Raw genomic sequence first — 20,425 nt, 5'->3', positions numbered from 1 at the left:
CGCACGTCCGGCGCGGGGTGCGGCCGGTCGGCGGCACCACCCCCGCCATCCGGGTGTCCCCCGGCGACCTGCGACGAGCGCCCCGCGTGCGGACCGGCGATCGACCGATAGGGTTGGGCCGAGACCATCAAGCCCACCCGCCGCGTCGGCGGCCGGGTCAGTCACGAGGAGAGATCGGCGTGACCGTTCGCGTAGGCATCAACGGCTTCGGTCGTATCGGGCGGAACTTCTGGCGGGCGGCCACCGCCAGCGAGCACGACATCGAGATCGTGGCCGCCAACGACCTGGGCGATGTCGCGACCATGGCCCACCTGCTGAAGTACGACAGCGTCCTGGGCCCGATCGCGCAGGACGTCAAGGTCACCGGTGAGGGCATCGAGGTGGGCGGCAAGCTCATCAAGATCCTCGCCGAGCGCGACCCGGGCAAGCTGCCCTGGGGCGACCTGGGCGTGGACGTCGTGGTCGAGTCCACCGGCTTCTTCACCAAGGCCGAGGACGCGCGCAAGCACGTCGACGAGGGCGGGGCCAAGAAGGTCATCATCTCCGCGCCCGCCAAGGGCGAGGACCTGACCGTGGTGCTCGGCGTCAACGACGACAAGTACGACGGCACGCAGACCATCCTCTCCAACGCGTCCTGCACCACCAACTGCCTGGCGCCGATGGTGAAGGTGCTCAACGACTCCTTCGGGATCGAGCAGGGCCTGATGACCACCGTGCACGCCTACACCGCCGACCAGAACCTCCAGGACGGCCCGCACAAGGACCTGCGCCGCGCCCGCGCCGCCGCGGTCAACGTGGTGCCCACCAGCACCGGTGCGGCCAAGGCCATCGGCCTGGTGCTGCCGGAGCTCAACGGCAAGCTCGACGGCTACGCGATGCGCGTCCCGGTGCCGACCGGCTCGGTCACCGACCTCACCGCCACCGTCCGGGAGAGCACCTCGGTCGAGGCCGTCAACGAGGCGTTCAAGGCCGCCGCGTCCGAGGGCAAGCTGAAGGGCGTCCTCAAGTACAACGAGGACCCGATCGTCTCCAGCGACATCGTGACCGACCCGTACTCGACGATCTACGACGCGCCGCTGACCAAGGTCATCGGCAACCAGGTCAAGATCGTCGGCTGGTACGACAACGAGTGGGGCTACTCCAACCGGCTCGCCGACCTCGCCGCCCTCGTCGGCAAGAAGCTCTCCTGAGGTGAGCTGTGGTTCCGCTGCTCGTCGGTGCGGGTGGCGGAACCTCAGCGGTCTTCCCGCCGCGGGCTCGCCGACATCGTGAACGCCCGGTTCACCCGCGTCGGCGCCGTCCTCGGGGGAAGACCGCTGAGAACCCGCGGCGGTGCCGGTTGCGCGCGGTGCGGGAAGCGGCCTCGCCGCTTGCCTGACGGTGGTTCGGCATGTCGTGCCGACACCGCCGGGTCGTGGTTTTGGGGGACCCGTCCGGGGTGGTCCGGGCGGGTCCTCCCCTACTTGAGGAGCAGAGCGTGAAGGATCTCGACGATCTGCTGTCCGAGGGGGTGCGGGGGCGGCGCGTGCTGGTGCGCGCCGACCTGAACGTGCCGCTGGACGGCGACCGGATCACCGACGACGGGCGGGTGCGGGCCTCGCTGCCGACCCTGTCGAAGCTGGCCGAGGCGGGGGCGCAGGTCGTGGTGACCGCGCACCTGGGGCGGCCGAAGGGCGAGCCGGACTCGAAGTACTCGCTGGCGCCGGTCGCGCGGCGGCTCGGGGAGCTGCTCGGCGCGGAGGTCGCGCTGGCCGATGACGTGGTCGGCGAGTCGGCCCGGTCGGTGGTCGACGGCCTGACCGACGGGTCGGTGGCGGTGCTGGAGAACGTCCGCTTCGACCCGCGCGAGACCAGCAAGGACGACACCGAGCGCGGGGCGCTCGCCGACGAGCTGGCCGCGCTGGTGGGCTCCGGCGCCGCGTTCGTCTCCGACGGGTTCGGCGTGGTGCACCGCGAGCAGGCGTCGGTCTACGACGTGGCCAAGCGGCTGCCCGCCTTCGCCGGCGGCCTGGTGCTCTCCGAGGTGGAGGTGCTGCGGACCCTGTCCGGCGACCCGCGGCGGCCCTACGTGGTGCTGCTCGGCGGTTCCAAGGTCTCCGACAAGCTCGGCGTGATCACCGCGCTGCTGCCCAAGGTGGACTCGCTGCTGATCGGCGGCGGGATGGCCTTCACCTTCCTGGCGGCGCAGGGCTACGGCACCGGTGCCTCGCTGCTCCAGGAGGACCAGCTCGACAACACCCGGAAGCTGCTGGCCGAGCACGGCGACAAGCTGGTGCTGCCGGAGGACGTCGTGGTGGCCGACCGGTTCGCCGCCGACGCCGCGCACGAGACCGTCGCCGCCGACGCCATCCCGGACGGCTGGATGGGCCTGGACATCGGCCCGCGCAGCGTCGCCCGGTTCGCCGAGGTCCTCGGCTCGGCCGCCACGGTGTTCTGGAACGGGCCGGCGGGCGTCTTCGAGTTCCCGGCGTTCGCCGAGGGCACCCGGGGCGTCGCGCAGGCGATCATCGACTCCGCGGCCTTCAGCGTCGTCGGTGGCGGCGACTCGGCCGCCGCGGTGCGCACCCTGGGCCTGTCCGAGGACGGGTTCTCGCACATCTCGACCGGCGGCGGTGCGTCGCTGGAGTTCCTGGAAGGCAAGGACCTGCCCGGAGTGGCCGTCCTGGAAGGTGAGCGCTGATGGCCAGGCAGCCGCTGATCGCGGGCAACTGGAAGATGAACCTGAACCACCTCGAGGCCATCGCCCTGGTGCAGAAGGTCGCCTTCGCGCTGCCGGAGAAGTACTTCGCCAAGGTGGAGGTGGCCGTGCTGCCGCCGTTCACCGACATCCGCAGCGTCCAGACCCTGATCGACGGGGACAAGCTGCTGCTCAAGCACGGCGCGCAGGACATCTCCGAGCACGACTCCGGCGCCTACACCGGGGACGTGTCCGGGCCGATGCTGGCCAAGCTGGGGTGCGACTACGTGGTCGTCGGCCACTCGGAGCGGCGGGAGCACCACGCCGAGACCGACGAGGTGGTCAACCGCAAGACCCGGCAGGTGCTCAAGCACGGCATGGCGCCGATCGTGTGCGTCGGCGAGTCGCTGGAGGTCCGCGAGGCCGGTTCGCACGTGGCGCACTGCACGACGCAGCTCATCGAGGGCCTCAAGGGGCTCAAGGCCGAGCAGGTGCGGCAGGTCGTGGTGGCCTACGAGCCGGTCTGGGCGATCGGCACCGGCAAGGTCGCCACCGCCCAGGACGCCCAGGAGGTCTGCGCGGCGCTGCGCGCGGCCCTGGCGGACAAGTACGGCGCCGAGATCGCCGACGAGGTCCGGGTGCTCTACGGCGGCTCGGTGAAGTCCAGCAACATCGGCGAGCTGATCGGCCAGTCCGACGTCGACGGCGCGCTGGTCGGCGGCGCCAGCCTCAACGGCGACGAGTTCACCAAGCTCAGCGCGATGGCCGCGGGCGGCCCCCTGCCGTGAACCAGGTGCGGGGCACCGTCATCCCACTACGCCGGATGACGGTGCCCCGCGCTCGATGCCGGGCGTCCGGTGCTGATCCCGGCGGACCCGGCGCGGGCGGGAAGTCCGGGTTGTGAGACCGTCGGTGCGGCGTTCGGGTGGACGGTGGTCTACGCCCCGTTGGCGGCCCGGTACTCTAGGTTGCGAACCGCTGTGCGAACGAGGACGTGATGATTCTTTTCCTGCAGATCAGTCTGATCGTGTTGAGCGTGCTGCTGGTCCTGCTGGTGCTGCTGCACCGGGCCAAGGGTGGCGGGCTCTCCTCGTTGTTCGGCGGTGGGATGCAATCCAGCCTGGCCGGTTCGAGCGTGGCGGAGAAGAACCTCGACCGGATGACGTTGTTCGTCCTCGCGTTGTGGGTCATCTGCATCGTCGCGGTCGGCCTGCTGGTCAAGATCGGTTGAGCGGCCGGACGCGGCCGATCGACCCGGCGGCTTGGTGGGTGAGGTTGAATGACTGGTGGTAACGCCATCCGCGGCACTCGCGTGGGGTCGGGACCGGCCACCGGCGAGTCCGAGCGGGGCGAGTCGGCTCCGCGCCAGCGGGTCGACTACTGGTGCGGCAACGGCCATCACGTCCGGCCGTCGTTCGCGGTGGACGCCGAGGTGCCGGAGGAGTGGGACTGCCCGCGGTGCGGGAGCCCCGCCGGGCGCAACGAGGAGGATCCGCCCTCCGCGCGGCGCAACGAGCCGTACAAGAGCCACTTGGCCTACGTCAAGGAGCGGCGCAGCGATGAGGACGGCATGGCCATCCTCGAGGAGGCGTTGACCAGGCTCAGGGAGCGCAAGGGCCGCTGAGCGGCAGGTCCGGGAAGCCGGGTGGACTCGGGTCCGCCCGGCTTCGTCGTGTCCGGAGCGGGTATCCGGGAGGTCCGCGGGCGGTCCCGCCGCCCGCGCGACCGGCCGGGAACCGCTCGGCCACGAGGGGGAGGACCACCATGCGCTTCATGATGTTCGTCAAGGGCGATGCGCCCGATGAGGCCGCCGCGATGCCCGACGCCGGGACGCTCGAAGCGATGACCGACTACAACGAGCAGCTCGTGGACGCGGGCGTGCTGATCGCCGCCGAGGGCCTGCGGCCCAGTTCCCGGGGCTGGCGCACCGAGCTCGGGCCGGACGGCGCGCGCACCGTCGTCGACGGCCCGTTCGCCGCGTCCGAGGAGCTGGTCGCCGGTTTCTGGCTGCTCCAGGTGGAGTCGCGCGAGGAGATGCGGGACTGGTCCACCCGGTGCCCGGCGCCGGTGGAGGTCCGCGAGGTCTTCGAGATCGACGACTTCGCCGCGTACGCGCCGGAGCAGGCCGAGCGGGAACGGCGGCTCGCCGAGCGGATGCGCCGCGGCTGATCGGGACGTCCCGCGGTCGGGTTACGCTCGCGGCCCAGCCGGGCTGCAGAAGGAGTGCGCGAATGGACATCTCGACCGCCGACCTCGCCGACCGGGAAGGTCCCGCCGTGCGGAGCTGCGACCTGCAGTTCCGCGACCTGGGCGGGCGGACCGCGTTCGCCGGGCGGATCCGCACCGTGCGGTGCTCCCAGGACAACGCGCTGCTCAAGTCCGTCCTCGGCGAGGACGGGGACGGCCGGGTGCTGGTCGTCGACGGTGGCGGTTCGCTGCACACCGCGCTGATCGGCGACCTGATCGCCGAGATCGGCCGGTCGCACGGGTGGAGCGGCGTGGTGATCCACGGCGCGGTCCGCGACGCGGCCGTGCTGGGCGGGATGGACTTCGGCGTCAAGGCGCTCGGCACCAACCCGCGCAAGAGCACCAAGACCGGGGACGGTGCGGTGGACGAGGTCGTCGAGTTCGGCGGCGTCCGGTTCGTGCCGGGCGAGACCGTGGTCTGCGACCAGGACGGCATCGTGGTGGTCGCCGAAACCTGACGCCTCCGGGCGTGTCGTGCTGAGTGAGGGGCACCTTCATCCGACATGGCCGGACGAAGGTGCCCCTCACTCAGGTCACCGGAAGCGCCCGGGTGTCGTGCGCGGCGGTTCCGCCCGGGGGCTCCCCGGCGGCGGGGCGGGTGGGATTGACATCGGTGGGGACGTGATGCGTATTCTTGTGTATACAGTCGTGTACTGAATGGGTGGCGGAGGAGGAATCGATGGGCGAGCGGGTCGACGTGGTGGTCGTCGGCGGGGGCAACGCGGGGTTCTGCGCCGCGCACGCCGCGGCCGAGCAGGGCGCCCGGGTGCTGGTCCTGGAGAAGGCGCCGGCGGCCGAGGCGGGTGGCAACTCCTACTACACGGCGGGTGCGTTCCGGTTCGCCCTCGACGGCCTCGACGACATCGCCGACCTGCTCGACGACGAGACGACCCGGCAGCGGCTGGCCGACACCGAGCTGCCGCCGTACCCGCGCGAGGCCTTCGCCGCGGACATGCACCGGGTCACCGAAGGGCGCTGCGACCCGGTGCTCACCGACGTGCTGGTCTCGCGCTCGGCCTCGGCGGTGCGGTGGCTGGCCGACAAGGGCATCCGCTGGCGGCTGATGTACGAGCGGCAGGCCTACGTCTCCGGTGACGCCTGGGTGTTCTTCGGCGGTCTCTACGTCGGGACGGTGGACGGCGGGAAGGGCCTCATCGCGCAGCACGCCGCCGCGGCCGAGCGCGCCGGGATCGAGGTCCGCTGCGGCGCCGAGGTGGTGGCGCTGCACCTCAACGCAGAGGGCGACGCAGAGGGGAACGCCGACGGGCGCGGGGTGAGCTACCGGGACGCCGCCGGGGCCGAGCACCGCGTGTCGGCCGGTGCGGTGGTGCTCGCCGCCGGGGGCTTCGAGGCCGATCCGGCGCGCCGGGCCGAGCACCTCGGGGTGGGCTGGGAGCACGCGTACGTGCGCGGGACCGGCACCAACACCGGTGAGGTGCTCGACCTCGCGCTGGCCGCCGGGGCGGCGCCGCACGGCGACTGGGGGTCCTGCCACAGCACCGCGTGGGACGCCGGGGCCGACCCGGTGCGCGGAGACCGGGAGCTGACCAACCAGCTCACCCGGCAGAGCTACCCGATCGGGATCGTGGTGAACCGGGACGGGCAGCGGTTCCTCGACGAGGGCGCGGACTTCCGCAACTACACCTACGCCAAGTACGGCCGGGAGATCCTGCGCCAGCCGGGGGGCCGGGGCTTCCAGCTCTTCGACGCGCGGACCAGGCCGCTGCTGCGCACCGAGGAGTACGACTCGCGCCCGATCAGCGAGACCACCGCCGACACCCTCGACGAGCTCGCCGCCCGGGCCGGGATCGACGCGGACGGGTTGCGGCGCACCGTCGCGGAGTTCAACGCCGCCATCGTGGACGTCCCGTTCGACCCGGCGGTGAAGGACGGCCGCGCGGCCCGGGTGGATCCGCCGAAGTCGAACTGGGCGCAGCCGCTGGACACCCCGCCGTACTACGCCTACGCCGTCGGCTGCGGGATCACCTTCACCTTCGGCGGCCTGCACGTCGATCCCGCCGCGCGGGTGCTCGACACCGCCGGGGCGCCGATCGACGGGCTCTACGCCGCGGGCGAGCTGGTGGGCGGGCTGTTCTCCGGCAACTACCCGGGCGGCAGCGGTCTCACCTCGGGTGCGGTCTTCGGCCGCCTCGCCGGTCGACACGCGGCGGGCGCGTCGCCCGAGGACTGAGTGCATACCGGCGTATCCTGGTGCGGACCGGTGCGCGCCGCCGCCCGGTCCGCAACCGCGAGCGAGGAGGCCCGTCCTGTCCGAGGTGTACGACCGGCTGCGCGCCGACATCGTGGCCGGCGCGTTCGACGCCGGAGCCGCGCTCGTCGAACTCTCCCTGGCCGAGCGCTACGGCACCAGCCGCACGCCGGTGCGCGAAGCGCTGCGCAGGCTGGAGCAGGACGGGCTGGTCGAGCGCGGGGACCGGGGGATGCGGGTCCGCACCCGCAGCCCGGAGGAGATCCTGGAGATCTACGAGGTGCGGATCTCGCTGGAGGCGACCGCCGCCGCGGCGGCGGCCCAGCGGCACGGCGAGCTGGACCTGATCCGGATCCGCCGCGCGCAGGCCGCGATGGAGGCCACCGACACCGGTGACCCCGGGGCGATGGCCGACGCCAACCGCGCGGTGCACGAGCGGATCTGGGCGGCCGGGCGCAACGGGACGATCGTGGACCTGCTGACCCGGCTCAACAACCACCTCACCCGCTACCCGGCGACCACCCTGGCGCAACCGGGGCGCTGGACCGAGGCGATCGCCGAGCACCAGGGGATCATCGAGGCCATCGAGGCCCGCGACGCCGAGCGGGCCCACGACCTCGCCCGCGACCACATGACCCGCGCCCGGGACCTCAGGCTGCGGATCTACCAGGACGGGGACGACTGACGACCGGCTTCCCGTGGTGATCTGCGCGGCGGTGCGGGTGGCGGAACCTCAGCGGTCTTCTCGCTCCGGGAGCCGTTCCTGATGTACCAAACACGTACACGGCGTCACGGCTGTCCTCGCGAGAAGACCGCTGAGCGGTCACGTCCGAGCACGGGCGGCGGTGCCGGTTGACGGCCTCACCGCATGCGGCTCCGCCGCATCCTGAACGGCCGCTGGAGGCAGCCAGGGCCCGGCGCTAGCGCACCTGCTGGTAGTGCTCCGCGACCACGCGGTCCATCGCTTCGGCGGCGTTGGTGCGCAGCGAGGTGGCGCTGAAGAAGATGTCCCCCGACACGCCCGGGTGGTCCCGGTTCAGCGTCAGGTGCGCGGACAGCTCGCCCGGGTCGGTCCAGCCGGGGGAACTGCCCGCCCGGTGCGCGGCCTGCCCGACGTAGAGCTCGACGTCGGTGCCCTCGACGGTGCGGTGCCACCACGGCACCAGCGCGGCGTAGTCGGCCGCCGGGTGCCCGATGTACCAGTAGAGCTGCGGCGCGATGTAGTCCACCCAGCCCTCCCGGACCCACTTGCGGGAGTCGGCGTAGATCGCCGAGTACGACTCCAGGCCGCTGGTGGCCGAGCCCGCCGGATCGCTGCTCTCGTTGCGCCAGATGCCGAACGGGCTGATCCCGAAGCGCACCCCGGGCTTGGCGGCGTGCACCTCGCGGTCCAACGTGGACACGAGCTGGTCGACGTTGTGCCTGCGCCAGTCGGCGATGTCGGTGAACCCGCCGCCGTGGCGGGCGAAGGTGTCCCGGTCCGGGATCTCCACCCCGTCGGCCGGGTACGGGTAGAAGTAGTCGTCGAGGTGCACGCCGTCGATGTCGTAGCCGCGCACCGCGTGCATGATCGCCCCGGTGACGAACTCGCGGACCTCGGGCAGGCCCGGGTCGTAGTAGAGCTGGCCGTCGTACTCGAAGGTCCACTCCGGGTGCTGCCGGGCCGGGTGCTCCGGCACCAGCCGGGACGGGTCGGCGTGGGTGCTCACCCGGTACGGGTTGAACCAGGCGTGGAACTCCAGCCCGCGCCGGTGCGCCTCGTCGACCATGAACCGCAGCGGGTCGTAGCCGGGATCGCGGCCCTGCTCACCGGTGAGCCAGTGCGACCACGGTTCGCGCGGGGACGGCCAGAACGCGTCGGCGGTCGGGCGGACCTGCACGAACACCGCGTTGAGCCGGTGGTCGACCGCCTGGTCCAGCAGCGCCCGGTACTCGGTCCGCTGCTGCTGCGGGGTCAGGCCCGGGCGGCTCGGCCAGTCGATGTTGTGCACCGCCCCGATCCACATGCCGCGCAGCGCCGTGGTGGGTGACTGCGCCGCCGCTCCGCCGGTGCCGATCAGCCCCAGCAGGACCGCCACCGAAGCCAGGGCCAGGCACAGCACGTCGGCGCGGATCCGGCGGACGCCCTGCTCGCGGTTCATGCGCGCCTCCGACAACGCTGTCGTGGATCATCCCGCGACGGACAGGGTACGCACCCCGACGCCGTTCCCGCTGCCCCTTCGGCCAAGGACCGCTTTCGCCAATGGCCTGCTTGGCGTGCGGGTGGCGGAACCTCAGCGGTCCCCTCGCTGCGCCGATCGCCGTACCCACTTCGTACCCGGCGTCGGCGCTGTCCTCGCGAGAAGACCGCTGAGCGGTCACGTCCGAGAACGGGCCGCGGTGCGAGCTGACAGCGCACCGCATGCGGCTCCGCCGCATGCTGAAAGGACCCCTGAGCGGGCCGGTCGCCGACGAGCTGCGCGCCGCTTCCCGGGCTCGCGGGCGGCGGCGGTCCGGCCCGGAGACCGGACCGCCGGGGATCAGCTCGCCAGGTGCGCCGCGGCGTCCCGGTCGAGCAGCCACCGCGTGCGGTCCCGGCCGACCGCGCCCGCCGCCGGGATCTCGGCCGGTTCGGCACCGCCGAGCGCGGCGGCGACCGGGTCGGCCTTGCCCGCGCCGGCGGTCACCAACCAGACCTCCCGGGCGGCCCGGATGGCGGGCAGCGTCAGGGAGACCCGGGTCGGCGGCGGCTTCGGGCAGTCCCGGACGGCGGCGGTGGTCCGGACGTCCTCCCGCACCTCCGGCGTGCCGGGGAACAGCGAGGCGGTGTGGCCCTCCTCGCCGACGCCGAGCAGCAGCACGTCGAAGACGGGCACCTCGACGTCGGTCGCCGGTCGCGCCGTGGCGGCCAGCACCTCCGCGTAGTGCAGCGCCGCCGCGTCCACGTCGTCGCCGAACTTGCCGTCCGACGCCGCCATCGGGTGCACCCGCTCCGGGTCGACGCCGACGTGGTCCAGCAGCGCCTGCCGCGCCTGCGTCTCGTTGCGCTCCGGATCGCCCGCGGGCAGGAACCGCTCGTCGCCCCAGAAGAACTCGACGTGGTCCCACCGCACCGCGTCGCGCGCGGGGGAGCGGCGGACCTCCTCCAGGATCCGGATGCCGGTGCCGCCGCCGGTGAGCACCACCGAGGCGGTGCCGCGCGCGGACTGCGCGTCCACCAGCGCCGTGATCAACCGGGCGGCGGTGGCCGCGGCGAGCACCTCGGCGCTGTCGTGGACGACGACCTCGGCGCTCATCCGGTCCCCTCCTCGGCGGCCTCGGACTCGCGCTCGCCGCGCACCACGTCGGACAGGCCGTGCAGCGTCGCCTCGTAGATCTCGTCCGGGTCGAGCCGGCGCAGCTCCTCCACCAGGCAGTCCCCCAGCTCGCGGCGTTGCAGGCCGACCTGGCGGTCGGGCTGGCCGGGCTGGGTCAGGGTGCCGACCTTGCTGTCCGGGCGGATGATCTCGATGTCCCCGGCAGGCCGTTCCAGCGTCGCCGAGTACATCCCCGGACCGCCGTGGTGCTCCAGCCGCCGCACCGGGATGTCCAGGTAGGCGGCCAGCCAACCGGCCAGCAGGTCGGTGGACGGCGACGCGGGCGCACCCGCCACCGTCGCCGAGGTCACCGGTTCGTGCGGCGGCAGGTCCAGCGCGGTGGCCAGCAGCGCGCGCCAGGTGGTCAGCCGCGTCCAGGCCAGGTCGGTGTCCCCGTCGGTGTAGGACTCCAGCCGGGCCTGCAGGGCCGCGATCGGGTCCTCCTCGGCGGCCGAGTCGGTGATCCGGCGGTGCGCCAGCGCGCCGATCGGGTCCTTCGCCGGGCTCTCCGGGGCGTCCGAGGGCCACCACACCACCACCGGGGCGTCCGGCAGCAGCAGCGGCACCACCGAACCGGCGCCCTCGTCGGCCAGCGCCCCGTAGAGCCGCAGCACCAGCACCTCGGAGGCACCGGCGTCGCCGCCGATGCGGATCTGGGCGTCCAGCCGGGGAGCGGCCTGGCGGGCGCCGCGGGCCACCACGATCACCCGGCAGGGGTGCTCCCGGCTGGCCTCGTTGGCGGCGTCGATCGCCTGCTCCACCTCGGTGCCGTCCCCGGTGACCACCACCAGGGTCAGCACCCGGCCGAGCGCGACCGCACCACCGGTCTCGCGCAGCTCGACCATCTTCTTGTTGACCTGCGAGGTCGTCGTCGAGGGCAGGTCGATGATCACGGTCGCCTCCAGACGCGTCCGGTGCGGGCCAGCATCTCGTCCGCCGACGGCGGTCCCCAGGTGCCGGCCTTGTAGGGCTCGGGTTTGCCGTTCTCGGCCCAGTGCTCCAGCACCGGGTCGAGGATGCGCCAGGACTGCTCCACCTCGTCGTTGACCGGGAACAGCGACGGCTCGCCGAGCAGCACGTCCAGGATCAGCCGCTCGTAGGCCTCCGGCGAGGACTCGGTGAAGGCGTGGCCGTAGCCGAAGTCCATCGTCACGTCCCGGACCTCCATCGAGGTGCCGGGCACCTTGGAGCCGAACCGCATCGTCACGCCCTCGTCCGGCTGCACCCGGATGACCAGGGCGTTCTCGCCGAGCTCCTCGGTCATCGTGCTGTCGAAGGGCAGGTGCGGGGCGCGCTTGAACACCACCGCGATCTCGGTGACCCGGCGGCCCAGGCGCTTGCCGGTGCGCAGGTAGAACGGCACCCCGGCCCACCGCCGGCTCTCCACCTCCAGGGTGATCGCGGCGTAGGTCTCGGTGATCGAGTCGGAGGCGAAGCCGCCCTCCTCGTGCAGGCCCGGCACCAGCGAGCCGCCCTGCCAGCCGCCGGTGTACTGGCCGCGCGCGGTGGTCCGGTCGAACGGACCGACCGGCTTGGTCGCCGAGAGCACCTTCAGCTTCTCGGCGCGCAGGTCGTTCGGCGAGAACGAGACCGGCTCCTCCATCGCGGTCAGCGCGAGGAGCTGGAGCAGGTGGTTCTGGATGACGTCGCGGGCCGCTCCGATGCCGTCGTAGTAGCCCGCGCGCCCGCCGAGGCCGATGTCCTCGGCCATGGTGATCTGCACGTGGTCGACGTAGTGGGCGTTCCAGAGCGGTTCGAAGAGCTGGTTGGCGAACCGCAGCGCCAGGATGTTCTGCACCGTCTCCTTGCCGAGGTAGTGGTCGATGCGGAACACCGAGTCCTCGGGGAAGACCTCGTTGACGATGCGGTTGAGCTCCCGGGCGCTGTCCAGGTCGTGCCCGAAGGGCTTCTCGATGACCACCCGGCGCCAGTCCTCGCCGGTCGGGTCGGTCAGCCCGCTGCGGGAGAGCTGGGTGAGCACCGTGGGGAACGCCGACGGCGGCACCGACAGGTAGAACGCGTGGTTGCCGCCGGTCCCCCGGTCGGCGTCGAGCTCCTTGACGGTGTCGGCCAGCCGGTCGAAGGCCGCGTCGTCGTCGAAGGAGCCCGAGACGAACCGGATGCCGTCGGCGAGCCGGTTCCACACCGCCTCCCGGAACGGCGTTCGCGCGTGCTCCTTGACCGCCTCGTAGACGACCTCGCCGAAGTCCTGGTCGGCCCAGTCGCGCCGGGCGAACCCGGTCAGCGAGAAGCCCGGCGGCAGCAGGCCGCGGTTGGCCAGGTCGTAGATCGCGGGCATCAGTTTCTTGCGGGACAGGTCCCCGGTCACGCCGAAGATCGTCAGGCCGCACGGGCCCGCGATCCGCGGCATCCGCTTGTCCCGCGGATCGCGCAGCGGGTTCTGCCAGCGTCGCCCTGCCGAAGTCACTTCGCCTCCTGCCCGAGGTCTTGGATCGCCTTGACCAGTTCCACCAGACCGGCGGCCCGGTCGGTGAGGTGCAGCCGCAGCACCGGGCGGCCGTGGTCGCTGAGCACCTGCCCGTCGCCGAGCGCCTGCGCCCGCTGCAACCCGGCCAGCGAGTACGGCCGGTCCGGCACCTCGACGTCCTGCTCGGAGGCACCGGTGAGCTGCAGGAACAGGCCGTTCTGGTGGCCGCCCTTGTGGTACTGCCCGGTGGAGTGCAGGAACCGGGGTCCCCAGCCGAACGTGGTCTGCAGCCCGGTGCGGCGGGCCAGCTCGGGTCGCAGCACGGCCGCCGAGGCGTCGTCCAGCCGGTCCAGGTAGGCCTGCACCGCGAGGTACCCGCCTTCCGGCGCGGCGGCCAGGAAGACCTTCAGCGCCTCGCGGACGGTGGCCACCCCGACCGACAGCCAGTTCCCGGAGGGGTGCACCTCGATCGAGCCGTCGACCAGCGCCGGGGTCGCGGCCGGGCCGCCCGCCGGGCCGTCCAGCAGCGCCCGGGCCGCCTTCTTGGCGGCCTCCACGTCGGGCTGGTCGAACGGGTTGATGCCGAGCAGCCTGCCCACCACGGCGGTGGCGAACTCCCAGAGCAGGAACTGGCCGCCGAGCGGTCCGGTGGTGCTGATCGCGGCGCCGGACGCGTCCGGGCCGATGGCCACGGCGGTCGCGTCGTCGCCCGCGTCGGCGAACCCGATGGAGTCCGGGCCCTCCACCACGACCGGCAGCAGCCCGGTGCCGTCCTTGCCGGTGGACTCGGCGATGAGCTGCTCGGCCCAGTCGCCGAAGCCCGGCAGCCCGGAGCCCGCGTCGGCCAGCACGACCTTCTCGGCGCCCCGGCCGTGCGCGGCGCCCAGGGCCGCCGCCAGCCGCAGCGCCGGGTTGTCCGGGCCGTCGACGTGCAGCGCCCGGTGGGCCGCCGCCGCGTCGTCGAGCAGCGCGGCGATGTCGGCCCCGGCGAGCCCGGCGGGGACCAGCCCGAAGGCGGTCAGCGCGGAGTAGCGCCCGCCGACGTTCGGGTCGGCGGTGAAGACCTTGCGGTAACCCGCCTCCGCCGCCGCGGTCTCCATCGGGGAACCCGGATCGGTGACCACGATGATGCGGGTCACAGGATCGATTCCGTCCTCGCGGAACGCGGCCTCGAAGATCCGGCGGTGGCTGTCGGTCTCCACGGTGCTGCCGGACTTGGAGGACACCACGAGGACGGTGCGCTCCAGGTCGCCGGCCAGCGCGTCGGCGACCTGGCCGGGGTCGGTGGTGTCCAGCACGACCAGCGGCACCCCGGCGGCCGCGGTGATCACCTCGGGGGCCAGCGAGGAGCCGCCCATCCCGGCGAGCACGATCCGGTCCAGGCCCTCGGCCTGCAGCTCCGCCCGCAGCGCCTCGATCTCGGCCAGCAGCGGCCGGGAGGTGTCGTGCAGCGTCGTCCACGCCAGCCGGACGGCCGCTTCGCTCTCGGCCGCGGCGCCCCACAGGGTCGGGTCGTGGGCGGCGAGCTTCCCGGCAACCTGGTCGGCGGCCAGCCGGTCTACCAGCGGTCCGGCGTCGGCGGCCAGCGCCTCATCGGTGATGTCGACGGAAGTGTCGGTTGCCATGCAATTCCTTCAGCCTCTGGTGGGTGTCGTCGCCGGACCACCGAGATGTCCGAAGGACCAGGGCCAGCCCCATCGGGCACCGGGACGGCGCGGCGACCTGTCCGTGGGAACCAGTGCCCCCACAGTGTCGCCGACCCGGACCGGCGCGGCAGGCGCGCCGGTCCGGGCCGGGGTGGGCGGCCCGGTCGCCCGGACCGCCCGACCGGCCTTACTTCGCCTGGTCGAGCTGCCCGCGGACGGTGTCCAGCAGCTCTTCCCAGGACTTCTCGAACTTGTCGACGCCCTCGGTCTCCAGCACCGCGTAGACGTCGTCGAGGTCCACGCCGATCTCGGCGAGCTGGTCGAACACCTGCTGGGACTCGGCGGCCGTGCCGCTGACCTGGTCGCCGTTGATGTCGGCGTGGTCGGCGGCGGCCTCCAGGGTGGCCTCCGGCATGGTGTTGACCGTGTTCGGCGCGACGAGCTCGTCGACGTAGCGAGTGTCGGAGAAGGACGGGTCCTTCACCCCGGTCGAGGCCCACAGCGGGCGCTGCTTGCGCGCCCCCGCGGCGGCCAGCGCCTCCCAGCGCGGACCGGTGAAGACCTCCTCGTAGGCGGCGTAGGCCAGCCGGGCGTTGGCGATGGCCGCCTTGCCCCGCAGGTCCTGGCCGCCGGGGATGGACTCCAGCCGCTTGTCGATCTCGGTGTCCACCCGGGAGACGAAGAAGGACGCGACCGAGGCGATGCCGGACAGGTCGTGGCCGTTGGCCTTGGCCTGCTCCAGCCCCGCCAGGTAGGCCTCCATGACCTCCCGGTACCGGCTGACCGCGAAGATCAGCGTGACGTTGACGCTCACGCCCTCGGCCAGCGTGCGGGTGATCGCGGGCAGGCCCTCGGTGGTGGCCGGGATCTTCACCATCAGGTTCGGCCGGTCCACCGCCTTCCACAGGTCCAGGGCCTCGGCGACGGTGCGCTCGGTGTCGTGGGCCAGCCGCGGGTCGACCTCCAGGGAGACCCGGCCGTCCACGCCGTCGGTGGCCTCGTGGACGTTGCGGAACACGTCCGCCGCGTCGCGCACGTCAGCGGTGGTCAGCTCGCGCACCGCCTCGTCCACGGAGGCGTCCCGCGCCGCCAGCTCCCGCACCTTGTCGGCGTAGTCGGCGGCGTTCGAGATGGCCTTGGCGAAGATCGTGGGGTTGCTGGTGCAGCCCACGAGGCTCTTCTCGCTGATCAGCTCGGCGAGGTTGCCGGAGTTGATCCGCTGGCGGGACAGGTCGTCCAACCAGATGGAGACCCCGGCGTCGCTGAGCGCCTTGAGCTTCGGGTTGGTGGTCACAGGTATTCCTCCACTCACGCGTTGCCGCGCGCCTTGTCCAGGCTGCGCCGGGCTGCCGCGACCACGGCGTCGGCGGTGAACCCGAACTCGGTGAACAGGGTCTTGTAGTCCGCCGAGGCGCCGAAGTGGTCGATCGAGACGATCTCCCCGGCGTCCTTGGCGAACCGGTACCAGGTCAGCGCCGAACCGGCCTCCACCGCGACCCGCGCCGCGACCGAGGTCGGCAGCACCTGCTCCCGGTAGCTGTCGTCCTGGGCGTCGAACCACTCGACGCACGGCATCGACACCACACGAGTGGCAACGCCCTCGGCCTCCAGGATCTTCCTGGCCTCCACCGCGAGCTGGACCTCGGAACCGGTCGCGATCAGCACCAGCTCCGGGGCACCGTTCCCGGCGTCGGCCAGGACGTAACCGCCCTTGGCCACGCCATCGGCGGTGACGCCCTCCAGCGTGGGCACGCCCTGGCGGGTCAGCGCCAGGCCGGCCGGACCGCTGGTGTCCTCCAGGATGGCCTTCCAGGCCGCCGCCGTCTCGTTGGCGTCGGCCGGGCGGACCACGGACAGGCCCGGGATGGCGCGCAGCGTGGCGAGGTGCTCGATCGGCTGGTGGGTCGGGCCGTCCTCGCCCAGGCCGATCGAGTCGTGCGTCCAGACGTAGACGACCGGGGCCTGCATCAGGGCCGCCAGCCGCACCGCCGGGCGCATGTAGTCGCTGAACACCAGGAAGGTGCCGCCGTAGGGGCGGGTGCCGCCGTGCAGCGCGATGCCGTTGAGGATCGAGCCCATCGCGTGCTCGCGGATGCCGAAGTGCAGCGTCCGGCCGTAGGGCTGGGCCTGCCAGCTCCGGGTGGAGATGTCGGCCGGGCCGAACGAGTCGACGCCCTTCATCGTGGTGTTGTTGCTCTCCGCGAGGTCGGACGAGCCGCCCCACAGCTCCGGCAGCACCTCGGCCAGCGCGCTGAGCACCTCACCGGAGGCCTTGCGGGTCGCGATGCCCTTGCCGTCGGCCTCCCAGCTCGGCAGCTTCTCCTGCCAGCCGGCGGGCAGCTCGCGGGTGCGCAGCCGCTCCAGCAGCGCGGCGCGCTCGGGGTGGGCCGCCGCCCACTGGTCGAACCGGGCGCTCCAGGCGGCGTGCGCGGCCTTGCCCCGCTCGACGACCTGGCGGGCGTGGGCCAGCACCTCGTCGTCGACCTGGAAGGACTGCTCCGGGTCGAAGCCCAGCGCCTTCTTCACCCCGGCGACCTCGTCGCCGCCCAGCGCGGCGCCGTGCGCCTTGCCGGTGTTCATCTTGGTCGGCGCGGGGTAGCCGATGACCGTGCGCAGCACGATGAGCGTCGGGCGCTCGGTCTCGGCCCGGCCGGCCTCGATGGCCGCGAGCAGCCCGGCGACGTCCTCACCGCCGTCGACGGTCACCACGTGCCAGCCGTAGGCCTCGTAGCGCTTGGCGGTGTCCTCGCTGAGCGCGATCCGGGTGTCGTCCTCGATGGAGATCTCGTTGGCGTCGTAGATCACCGTGAGGTTGCCCAGGCGCTGGGTGCCGGCCAGCGACGACGCCTCGGAGGTCACGCCCTCCTCGATGTCGCCGTCGGAGGCGATCACGTAGATGTCGTGGTCGAACAGGCTCTCCCCGGTGGCCGACTCCGGGTCGAACAGCCCCCGCTCGCGGCGTGCGGCCATCGCCATGCCGACCGCGGTGGCCAGGCCCTGCCCGAGCGGGCCGGTGGTGGTCTCGACCCCGGCGGTGTGGCCGTACTCCGGGTGGCCCGGGGTCTGCGAACCCCAGGTCCGCAGGGCCTTGAGGTCGTCCAGCTCCAGCCCGTACCCGGACAGGAAGAGCTGGATGTACAGGGTCAGGCTCGAATGCCCGGCCGACAGCACGAAGCGGTCGCGACCGATCCACTCCGGGTCGGCGGGGTCGTGCCGCATGACGCGCTGGAACAGCGCGTAGGCGGCCGGGGCCAGGCTCATGGCGGTTCCCGGGTGACCGCTCCCGCAACGCTCCACCGCGTCGGCGGCCAGCACGCGAGCGGTGTCCACCGCGCGCTGGTCCAGTTCGGTCCAGTCCTCGGGGAGGCGCTTGGTGGTCAAGCGGGCAAGATCGTCGGTGACGGACACGGACGCAGCTCCAGTTTTTCCCTCGGCGCGGTGAATGCGGTCGCTGGACCGATTCGACCCGCGGTTATCCCTCGTCCGGTGGTCAGCCTAGTCGTGGCCGATCAGCCGCGCTGCGACCCGTCCGGACTGCTGTCCCTCCCGCTGGAAGGCCGGTCGGCAGGCCGGGTGGCGCCTGCCGGGAGCGGCGGACCAGCCGCGGCGGCGCGCGTCGCGCGCACGGCGGCGGGAGCGCGTCCAGCCTACCGGCGGCACCGTCGGTCGCCGGTGCGGCTCGGTGCGTGGCGGTGCGGCGCGCGGGAACACCCGAGCGACGGGCGGTGGGGTAGCGCGCCTACTATTCGAGGCGGTTCGATTCCGCGCGCCGGACCGGTGCGCGTCGAGTCGCTCGTGGACGTCGACTGGATCTAGGAGTGCCATGCCGCCGGTGAGGGCAGCGTCGTGACCGCCGTCGTCGACGCACCCCGGGGACGGCGCGCCCGGCGTCCCGGTGAGCTGCTCAAGGCCTACCTCGGCCTGATCAAGCCCCGGGTCATCGAGCTGCTGCTGGTGACCGCCATCCCGGCGATGCTGCTGGCCGAGCGGGGCATCCCGTCCCCGTGGCTGGTGCTGGCGGTGCTGGTCGGCGGCACCATGGCCGCGGGCAGCGCCAACGCGCTGAACTGCGTCGCCGACGCCGACATCGACCAGGTGATGAAGCGGACCCGGGCGCGCCCGCTGGTCCGGCACACCGTGTCCAACCGGCACGCCCTGGTCTTCGGGCTCGCGCTGGGCGTCGGCTCGTTCGGGTGGCTGTGGGCGACCACGAACCTGCTCGCCGCCGTGCTGGCGGTGGCGACCATCCTGTTCTACGTCCTGATCTACACGCTGGTGCTCAAGCGCCGCACCGTGCAGAACATCGTGTGGGGCGGTGCCGCCGGGTGCATGCCGGTGGTGATCGGCTGGGCCGGGGTGACCGGCACGGTGGAGTGGCCCGCGCTGGTCATGTTCGGGATCGTCTTCTTCTGGACCCCGCCGCACACCTGGTCGCTGGCGATGAAGTACAAGGACGACTACGAGCGCGCCGGGGTCCCGATGCTGCCGGTGGTGGCCCAGCCGATCGTGGTGTCCCGGCAGATCGTGGCCTACACCTGGCTGATGGTGGTGTGGACGCTGCTGCTGGTCCCGGCGACCGGCTGGCTCTACACCGCGTTCGCGGTCGCCGCCGGGGCCTGGTTCCTGGTGCTGGCGCACCGGTTGCACGTCGCCACCAAGCGCGGCGAACCGAGCAAGCCCATGAAGCTGTTCCACATGTCGAACACCTACCTGATGATCGTCTGCGTGGCCCTCGCGGTCGACTCGGCCCTCAGCCTCCCCACGGTCTTCTGAACCGTCTTCTGAGCCAGGTGAGGGGCACCCTTATCCGAGTTACTTGGTCAAGGGTGCCCCTCACCTGGCTCTCGAACGGGTGACGGCGTTCGGCTCGGGTGTCGGCCGCGGGGCGGTGAGCCGGTGGTTCCCGGTGGGTAACCTCCCGCCGAGAGGTGATGACCATGACGCTGACCGCGCGCCAGCGCACCGCGCTGCGCGGCCTGGTCGATCGGGGCGTGCTCACCGACGCGCAGGCCGAGGCGGTGACCGCCGAGCTCGGCGGTGCCGCGCCCGGCGGACGGCGCGGCACCCTCTGGGAGGTCTTCGGCTACCTCGGCGGGGTCCTGGTGCTCGGCGGAGCGGCGCTGCTGCTCGGCACCACCTGGGACGAGCTCTCCCGCACCGGGCAGGTGCTGGTGCTGGCGCTGGCCACCGCCGCGCTGGCCGCCGCGGGCGGCTTCATCGGCGGCGCCCCGCGCGCCTGGCGGCTGCTGGACGGGGTCCGGGCCCGGGTGGTGGCGGTGCTGTTCGCGCTGGCCTCGGTGACCGGGGCGTGGGCCGTCGGCACCGGCCTGCCCGACGACGCCCACGACGTGCTCTGGGCGCTGGCCGGACTCGTCCTCGCGCTGGCCGGGTACGCCGCGCTGCCCGCCGCCCCGGGTGTGCTGGCCGCCGGCGGGTTCAGCGCGGCGGTGGTGCATACCGGGGTGGTCGACCTGGGCGACTGGCCGTACAGCGCGGCGATGCTCGCCCTCGGCGCGGTGTGGACCGGCCTGGCGCTGGGCGGGCTGCTGGCCGCGCGCCGCGTCGGGCTGGCCGTCGGCCTGGTGCTGGCGCTGATCGGCGCGCAGTGGCAGGTCTCCGAGCCGCCGTGGGCGTACCTGCTGACCTTCCTGCTCGCGGTGGTGCTGCTGGCGGGCTTCCTGCGCTGGGACGAGCCGCTGCTGCTCGCCGGGGGAGTGGTCGGGATGACCCTGGCGGTGCCGGAGGCGGTCTGGGACTGGACCGGCGGGCGCCTCAGCGCCCCGCTGATCGTGCTCCTCGCCGGGGCGGTGCTGCTGCTGGTCGGCGGGTTCGGGCTGCGCAGGCACCGCCGCACTCCGTCGACGGAGTGATCAGGGCCGACGG

Annotated in this window: 18 protein-coding genes; 11 read left to right on the top strand and 7 right to left on the bottom strand. The window is 72.9% G+C overall.

Translation table 11 applies throughout. The features are described from left to right. Positions 1 to 179: 179 nt before the first annotated feature. From gap to ABD976_RS12200, 9 genes are all read left to right on the top strand, one after another. Complete coding sequence (gene gap / locus ABD976_RS12240) at positions 180 to 1,190, top strand: type I glyceraldehyde-3-phosphate dehydrogenase (RefSeq protein ID WP_345362076.1); 1,011 nt, start codon at positions 180 to 182, stop codon at positions 1,188 to 1,190. Between the two features lie 287 nt (positions 1,191 to 1,477). Beyond that, positions 1,478 to 2,680, top strand: coding sequence for a phosphoglycerate kinase (locus ABD976_RS12235; protein WP_345362073.1), 1,203 nt, complete (start codon positions 1,478 to 1,480; stop codon positions 2,678 to 2,680). After that, positions 2,680 to 3,465: a triose-phosphate isomerase gene (tpiA, locus tag ABD976_RS12230; RefSeq protein ID WP_345362070.1), complete on the top strand. Its 786-nt coding sequence runs from the start codon at positions 2,680 to 2,682 to the stop codon at positions 3,463 to 3,465. Before ABD976_RS12235 ends, tpiA begins: the two co-directional genes overlap by 1 nt. A gap of 209 nt (positions 3,466 to 3,674) precedes the next feature. Further along, positions 3,675 to 3,908, top strand: a complete 234-nt coding sequence (gene secG, locus ABD976_RS12225) for a preprotein translocase subunit SecG (RefSeq protein WP_345362067.1) — start codon at positions 3,675 to 3,677, stop codon at positions 3,906 to 3,908. A 48-nt stretch (positions 3,909 to 3,956) separates the two neighbouring features. Then, positions 3,957 to 4,301: an RNA polymerase-binding protein RbpA gene (locus ABD976_RS12220; RefSeq protein WP_345362064.1), complete on the top strand. Its 345-nt coding sequence runs from the start codon at positions 3,957 to 3,959 to the stop codon at positions 4,299 to 4,301. Between the two features lie 149 nt (positions 4,302 to 4,450). Then, entirely contained in the window at positions 4,451 to 4,846 is a 396-nt protein-coding gene (locus tag ABD976_RS12215) for a YciI family protein (RefSeq protein WP_345362061.1), read from the top strand. Between the two features lie 62 nt (positions 4,847 to 4,908). Further along, positions 4,909 to 5,382 carry a ribonuclease E activity regulator RraA gene (gene rraA, locus ABD976_RS12210; protein WP_345362058.1) on the top strand — a complete coding sequence of 158 codons (474 nt, stop codon included), beginning with the start codon at positions 4,909 to 4,911 and terminating at the stop codon, positions 5,380 to 5,382. 221 nt (positions 5,383 to 5,603) lie between these two features. Continuing rightward, positions 5,604 to 7,115, top strand: a complete 1,512-nt coding sequence (tcuA, locus tag ABD976_RS12205; protein WP_345362055.1) for an FAD-dependent tricarballylate dehydrogenase TcuA — start codon at positions 5,604 to 5,606, stop codon at positions 7,113 to 7,115. 85 nt (positions 7,116 to 7,200) lie between these two features. Beyond that, positions 7,201 to 7,818, top strand: a complete 618-nt coding sequence (locus ABD976_RS12200) for a GntR family transcriptional regulator (RefSeq protein ID WP_345362052.1) — start codon at positions 7,201 to 7,203, stop codon at positions 7,816 to 7,818. 235 nt (positions 7,819 to 8,053) lie between these two features. Here the strand turns inward: ABD976_RS12200 and ABD976_RS12195 are convergent, their stop codons facing one another. The 7 genes from ABD976_RS12195 to tkt all read right to left on the bottom strand — a co-directional run bounded on the left by ABD976_RS12195 (position 8,054) and on the right by tkt (position 17,950). Beyond that, positions 8,054 to 9,274 carry a glycoside hydrolase family 10-like protein gene (locus ABD976_RS12195; RefSeq protein WP_345362050.1) on the bottom strand — a complete coding sequence of 407 codons (1,221 nt, stop codon included), beginning with the start codon at positions 9,272 to 9,274 and terminating at the stop codon, positions 8,054 to 8,056. Positions 9,275 to 9,652: 378 nt separating this feature from the next. Next, the gene (pgl, locus tag ABD976_RS12190) at positions 9,653 to 10,408 is read right to left on the bottom strand and encodes a 6-phosphogluconolactonase (RefSeq protein ID WP_345362048.1); all 756 of its coding nucleotides are present in this window, start codon (positions 10,406 to 10,408) and stop codon (positions 9,653 to 9,655) included. Further along, entirely contained in the window at positions 10,405 to 11,361 is a 957-nt protein-coding gene (opcA, locus tag ABD976_RS12185; RefSeq protein ID WP_345362045.1) for a glucose-6-phosphate dehydrogenase assembly protein OpcA, read from the bottom strand. Before opcA ends, pgl begins: the two co-directional genes overlap by 4 nt. Beyond that, complete coding sequence (zwf, locus tag ABD976_RS12180; protein ID WP_345362542.1) at positions 11,358 to 12,839, bottom strand: glucose-6-phosphate dehydrogenase; 1,482 nt, start codon at positions 12,837 to 12,839, stop codon at positions 11,358 to 11,360. Before zwf ends, opcA begins: the two co-directional genes overlap by 4 nt. A 53-nt stretch (positions 12,840 to 12,892) precedes the next feature. After that, positions 12,893 to 14,521, bottom strand: a complete 1,629-nt coding sequence (locus tag ABD976_RS12175; protein WP_345362042.1) for a glucose-6-phosphate isomerase — start codon at positions 14,519 to 14,521, stop codon at positions 12,893 to 12,895. A 208-nt stretch (positions 14,522 to 14,729) separates the two neighbouring features. Next, the gene (tal, locus tag ABD976_RS12170) at positions 14,730 to 15,836 is read right to left on the bottom strand and encodes a transaldolase (RefSeq protein ID WP_345362039.1); all 1,107 of its coding nucleotides are present in this window, start codon (positions 15,834 to 15,836) and stop codon (positions 14,730 to 14,732) included. 14 nt (positions 15,837 to 15,850) lie between these two features. After that, entirely contained in the window at positions 15,851 to 17,950 is a 2,100-nt protein-coding gene (gene tkt / locus ABD976_RS12165; protein WP_345362036.1) for a transketolase, read from the bottom strand. A 438-nt stretch (positions 17,951 to 18,388) separates the two neighbouring features. On the opposite strand from tkt, the gene ABD976_RS12160 reads away from it, so the two are divergent. Next, positions 18,389 to 19,315 carry a heme o synthase gene (locus tag ABD976_RS12160; RefSeq protein ID WP_345362033.1) on the top strand — a complete coding sequence of 309 codons (927 nt, stop codon included), beginning with the start codon at positions 18,389 to 18,391 and terminating at the stop codon, positions 19,313 to 19,315. Between the two features lie 164 nt (positions 19,316 to 19,479). Continuing rightward, positions 19,480 to 20,412: a hypothetical protein gene (locus ABD976_RS12155; RefSeq protein WP_345362030.1), complete on the top strand. Its 933-nt coding sequence runs from the start codon at positions 19,480 to 19,482 to the stop codon at positions 20,410 to 20,412. Positions 20,413 to 20,425 lie beyond the last annotated feature (13 nt).

The sequence above is a fragment of the Saccharopolyspora cebuensis genome (genome assembly GCF_039542665.1).
GTDB lineage: Bacteria > Actinomycetota > Actinomycetes > Mycobacteriales > Pseudonocardiaceae > Saccharopolyspora > Saccharopolyspora cebuensis.
Note: the sequence above shows the minus strand (reverse complement) of the source record. Positions and strands in the feature narration are given on the sequence as shown.

What these genes read in the sequence shown, in the direction of transcription:
- tpiA (WP_345362070.1), top strand. Translation starts at nt 2,680, where the DNA reads ATGGCCAGGCAGCCGCTGATCGCGGGCAACTGGAAGATGAACCTGAAC.
- secG (WP_345362067.1), top strand. Translation starts at nt 3,675, where the DNA reads ATGATTCTTTTCCTGCAGATCAGTCTGATCGTGTTGAGCGTGCTGCTG.
- ABD976_RS12220 (WP_345362064.1), top strand. Translation starts at nt 3,957, where the DNA reads ATGACTGGTGGTAACGCCATCCGCGGCACTCGCGTGGGGTCGGGACCG.
- ABD976_RS12215 (WP_345362061.1), top strand. Translation starts at nt 4,451, where the DNA reads ATGATGTTCGTCAAGGGCGATGCGCCCGATGAGGCCGCCGCGATGCCC.
- rraA (WP_345362058.1), top strand. Translation starts at nt 4,909, where the DNA reads ATGGACATCTCGACCGCCGACCTCGCCGACCGGGAAGGTCCCGCCGTG.
- tcuA (WP_345362055.1), top strand. Translation starts at nt 5,604, where the DNA reads ATGGGCGAGCGGGTCGACGTGGTGGTCGTCGGCGGGGGCAACGCGGGG.
- ABD976_RS12195 (WP_345362050.1), bottom strand. Translation starts at nt 9,274, where the DNA reads ATGAACCGCGAGCAGGGCGTCCGCCGGATCCGCGCCGACGTGCTGTGC.
- pgl (WP_345362048.1), bottom strand. Translation starts at nt 10,408, where the DNA reads ATGAGCGCCGAGGTCGTCGTCCACGACAGCGCCGAGGTGCTCGCCGCG.
- zwf (WP_345362542.1), bottom strand. Translation starts at nt 12,839, where the DNA reads ATGCCGCGGATCGCGGGCCCGTGCGGCCTGACGATCTTCGGCGTGACC.
- ABD976_RS12175 (WP_345362042.1), bottom strand. Translation starts at nt 14,521, where the DNA reads ATGGCAACCGACACTTCCGTCGACATCACCGATGAGGCGCTGGCCGCC.
- ABD976_RS12155 (WP_345362030.1), top strand. Translation starts at nt 19,480, where the DNA reads ATGACGCTGACCGCGCGCCAGCGCACCGCGCTGCGCGGCCTGGTCGAT.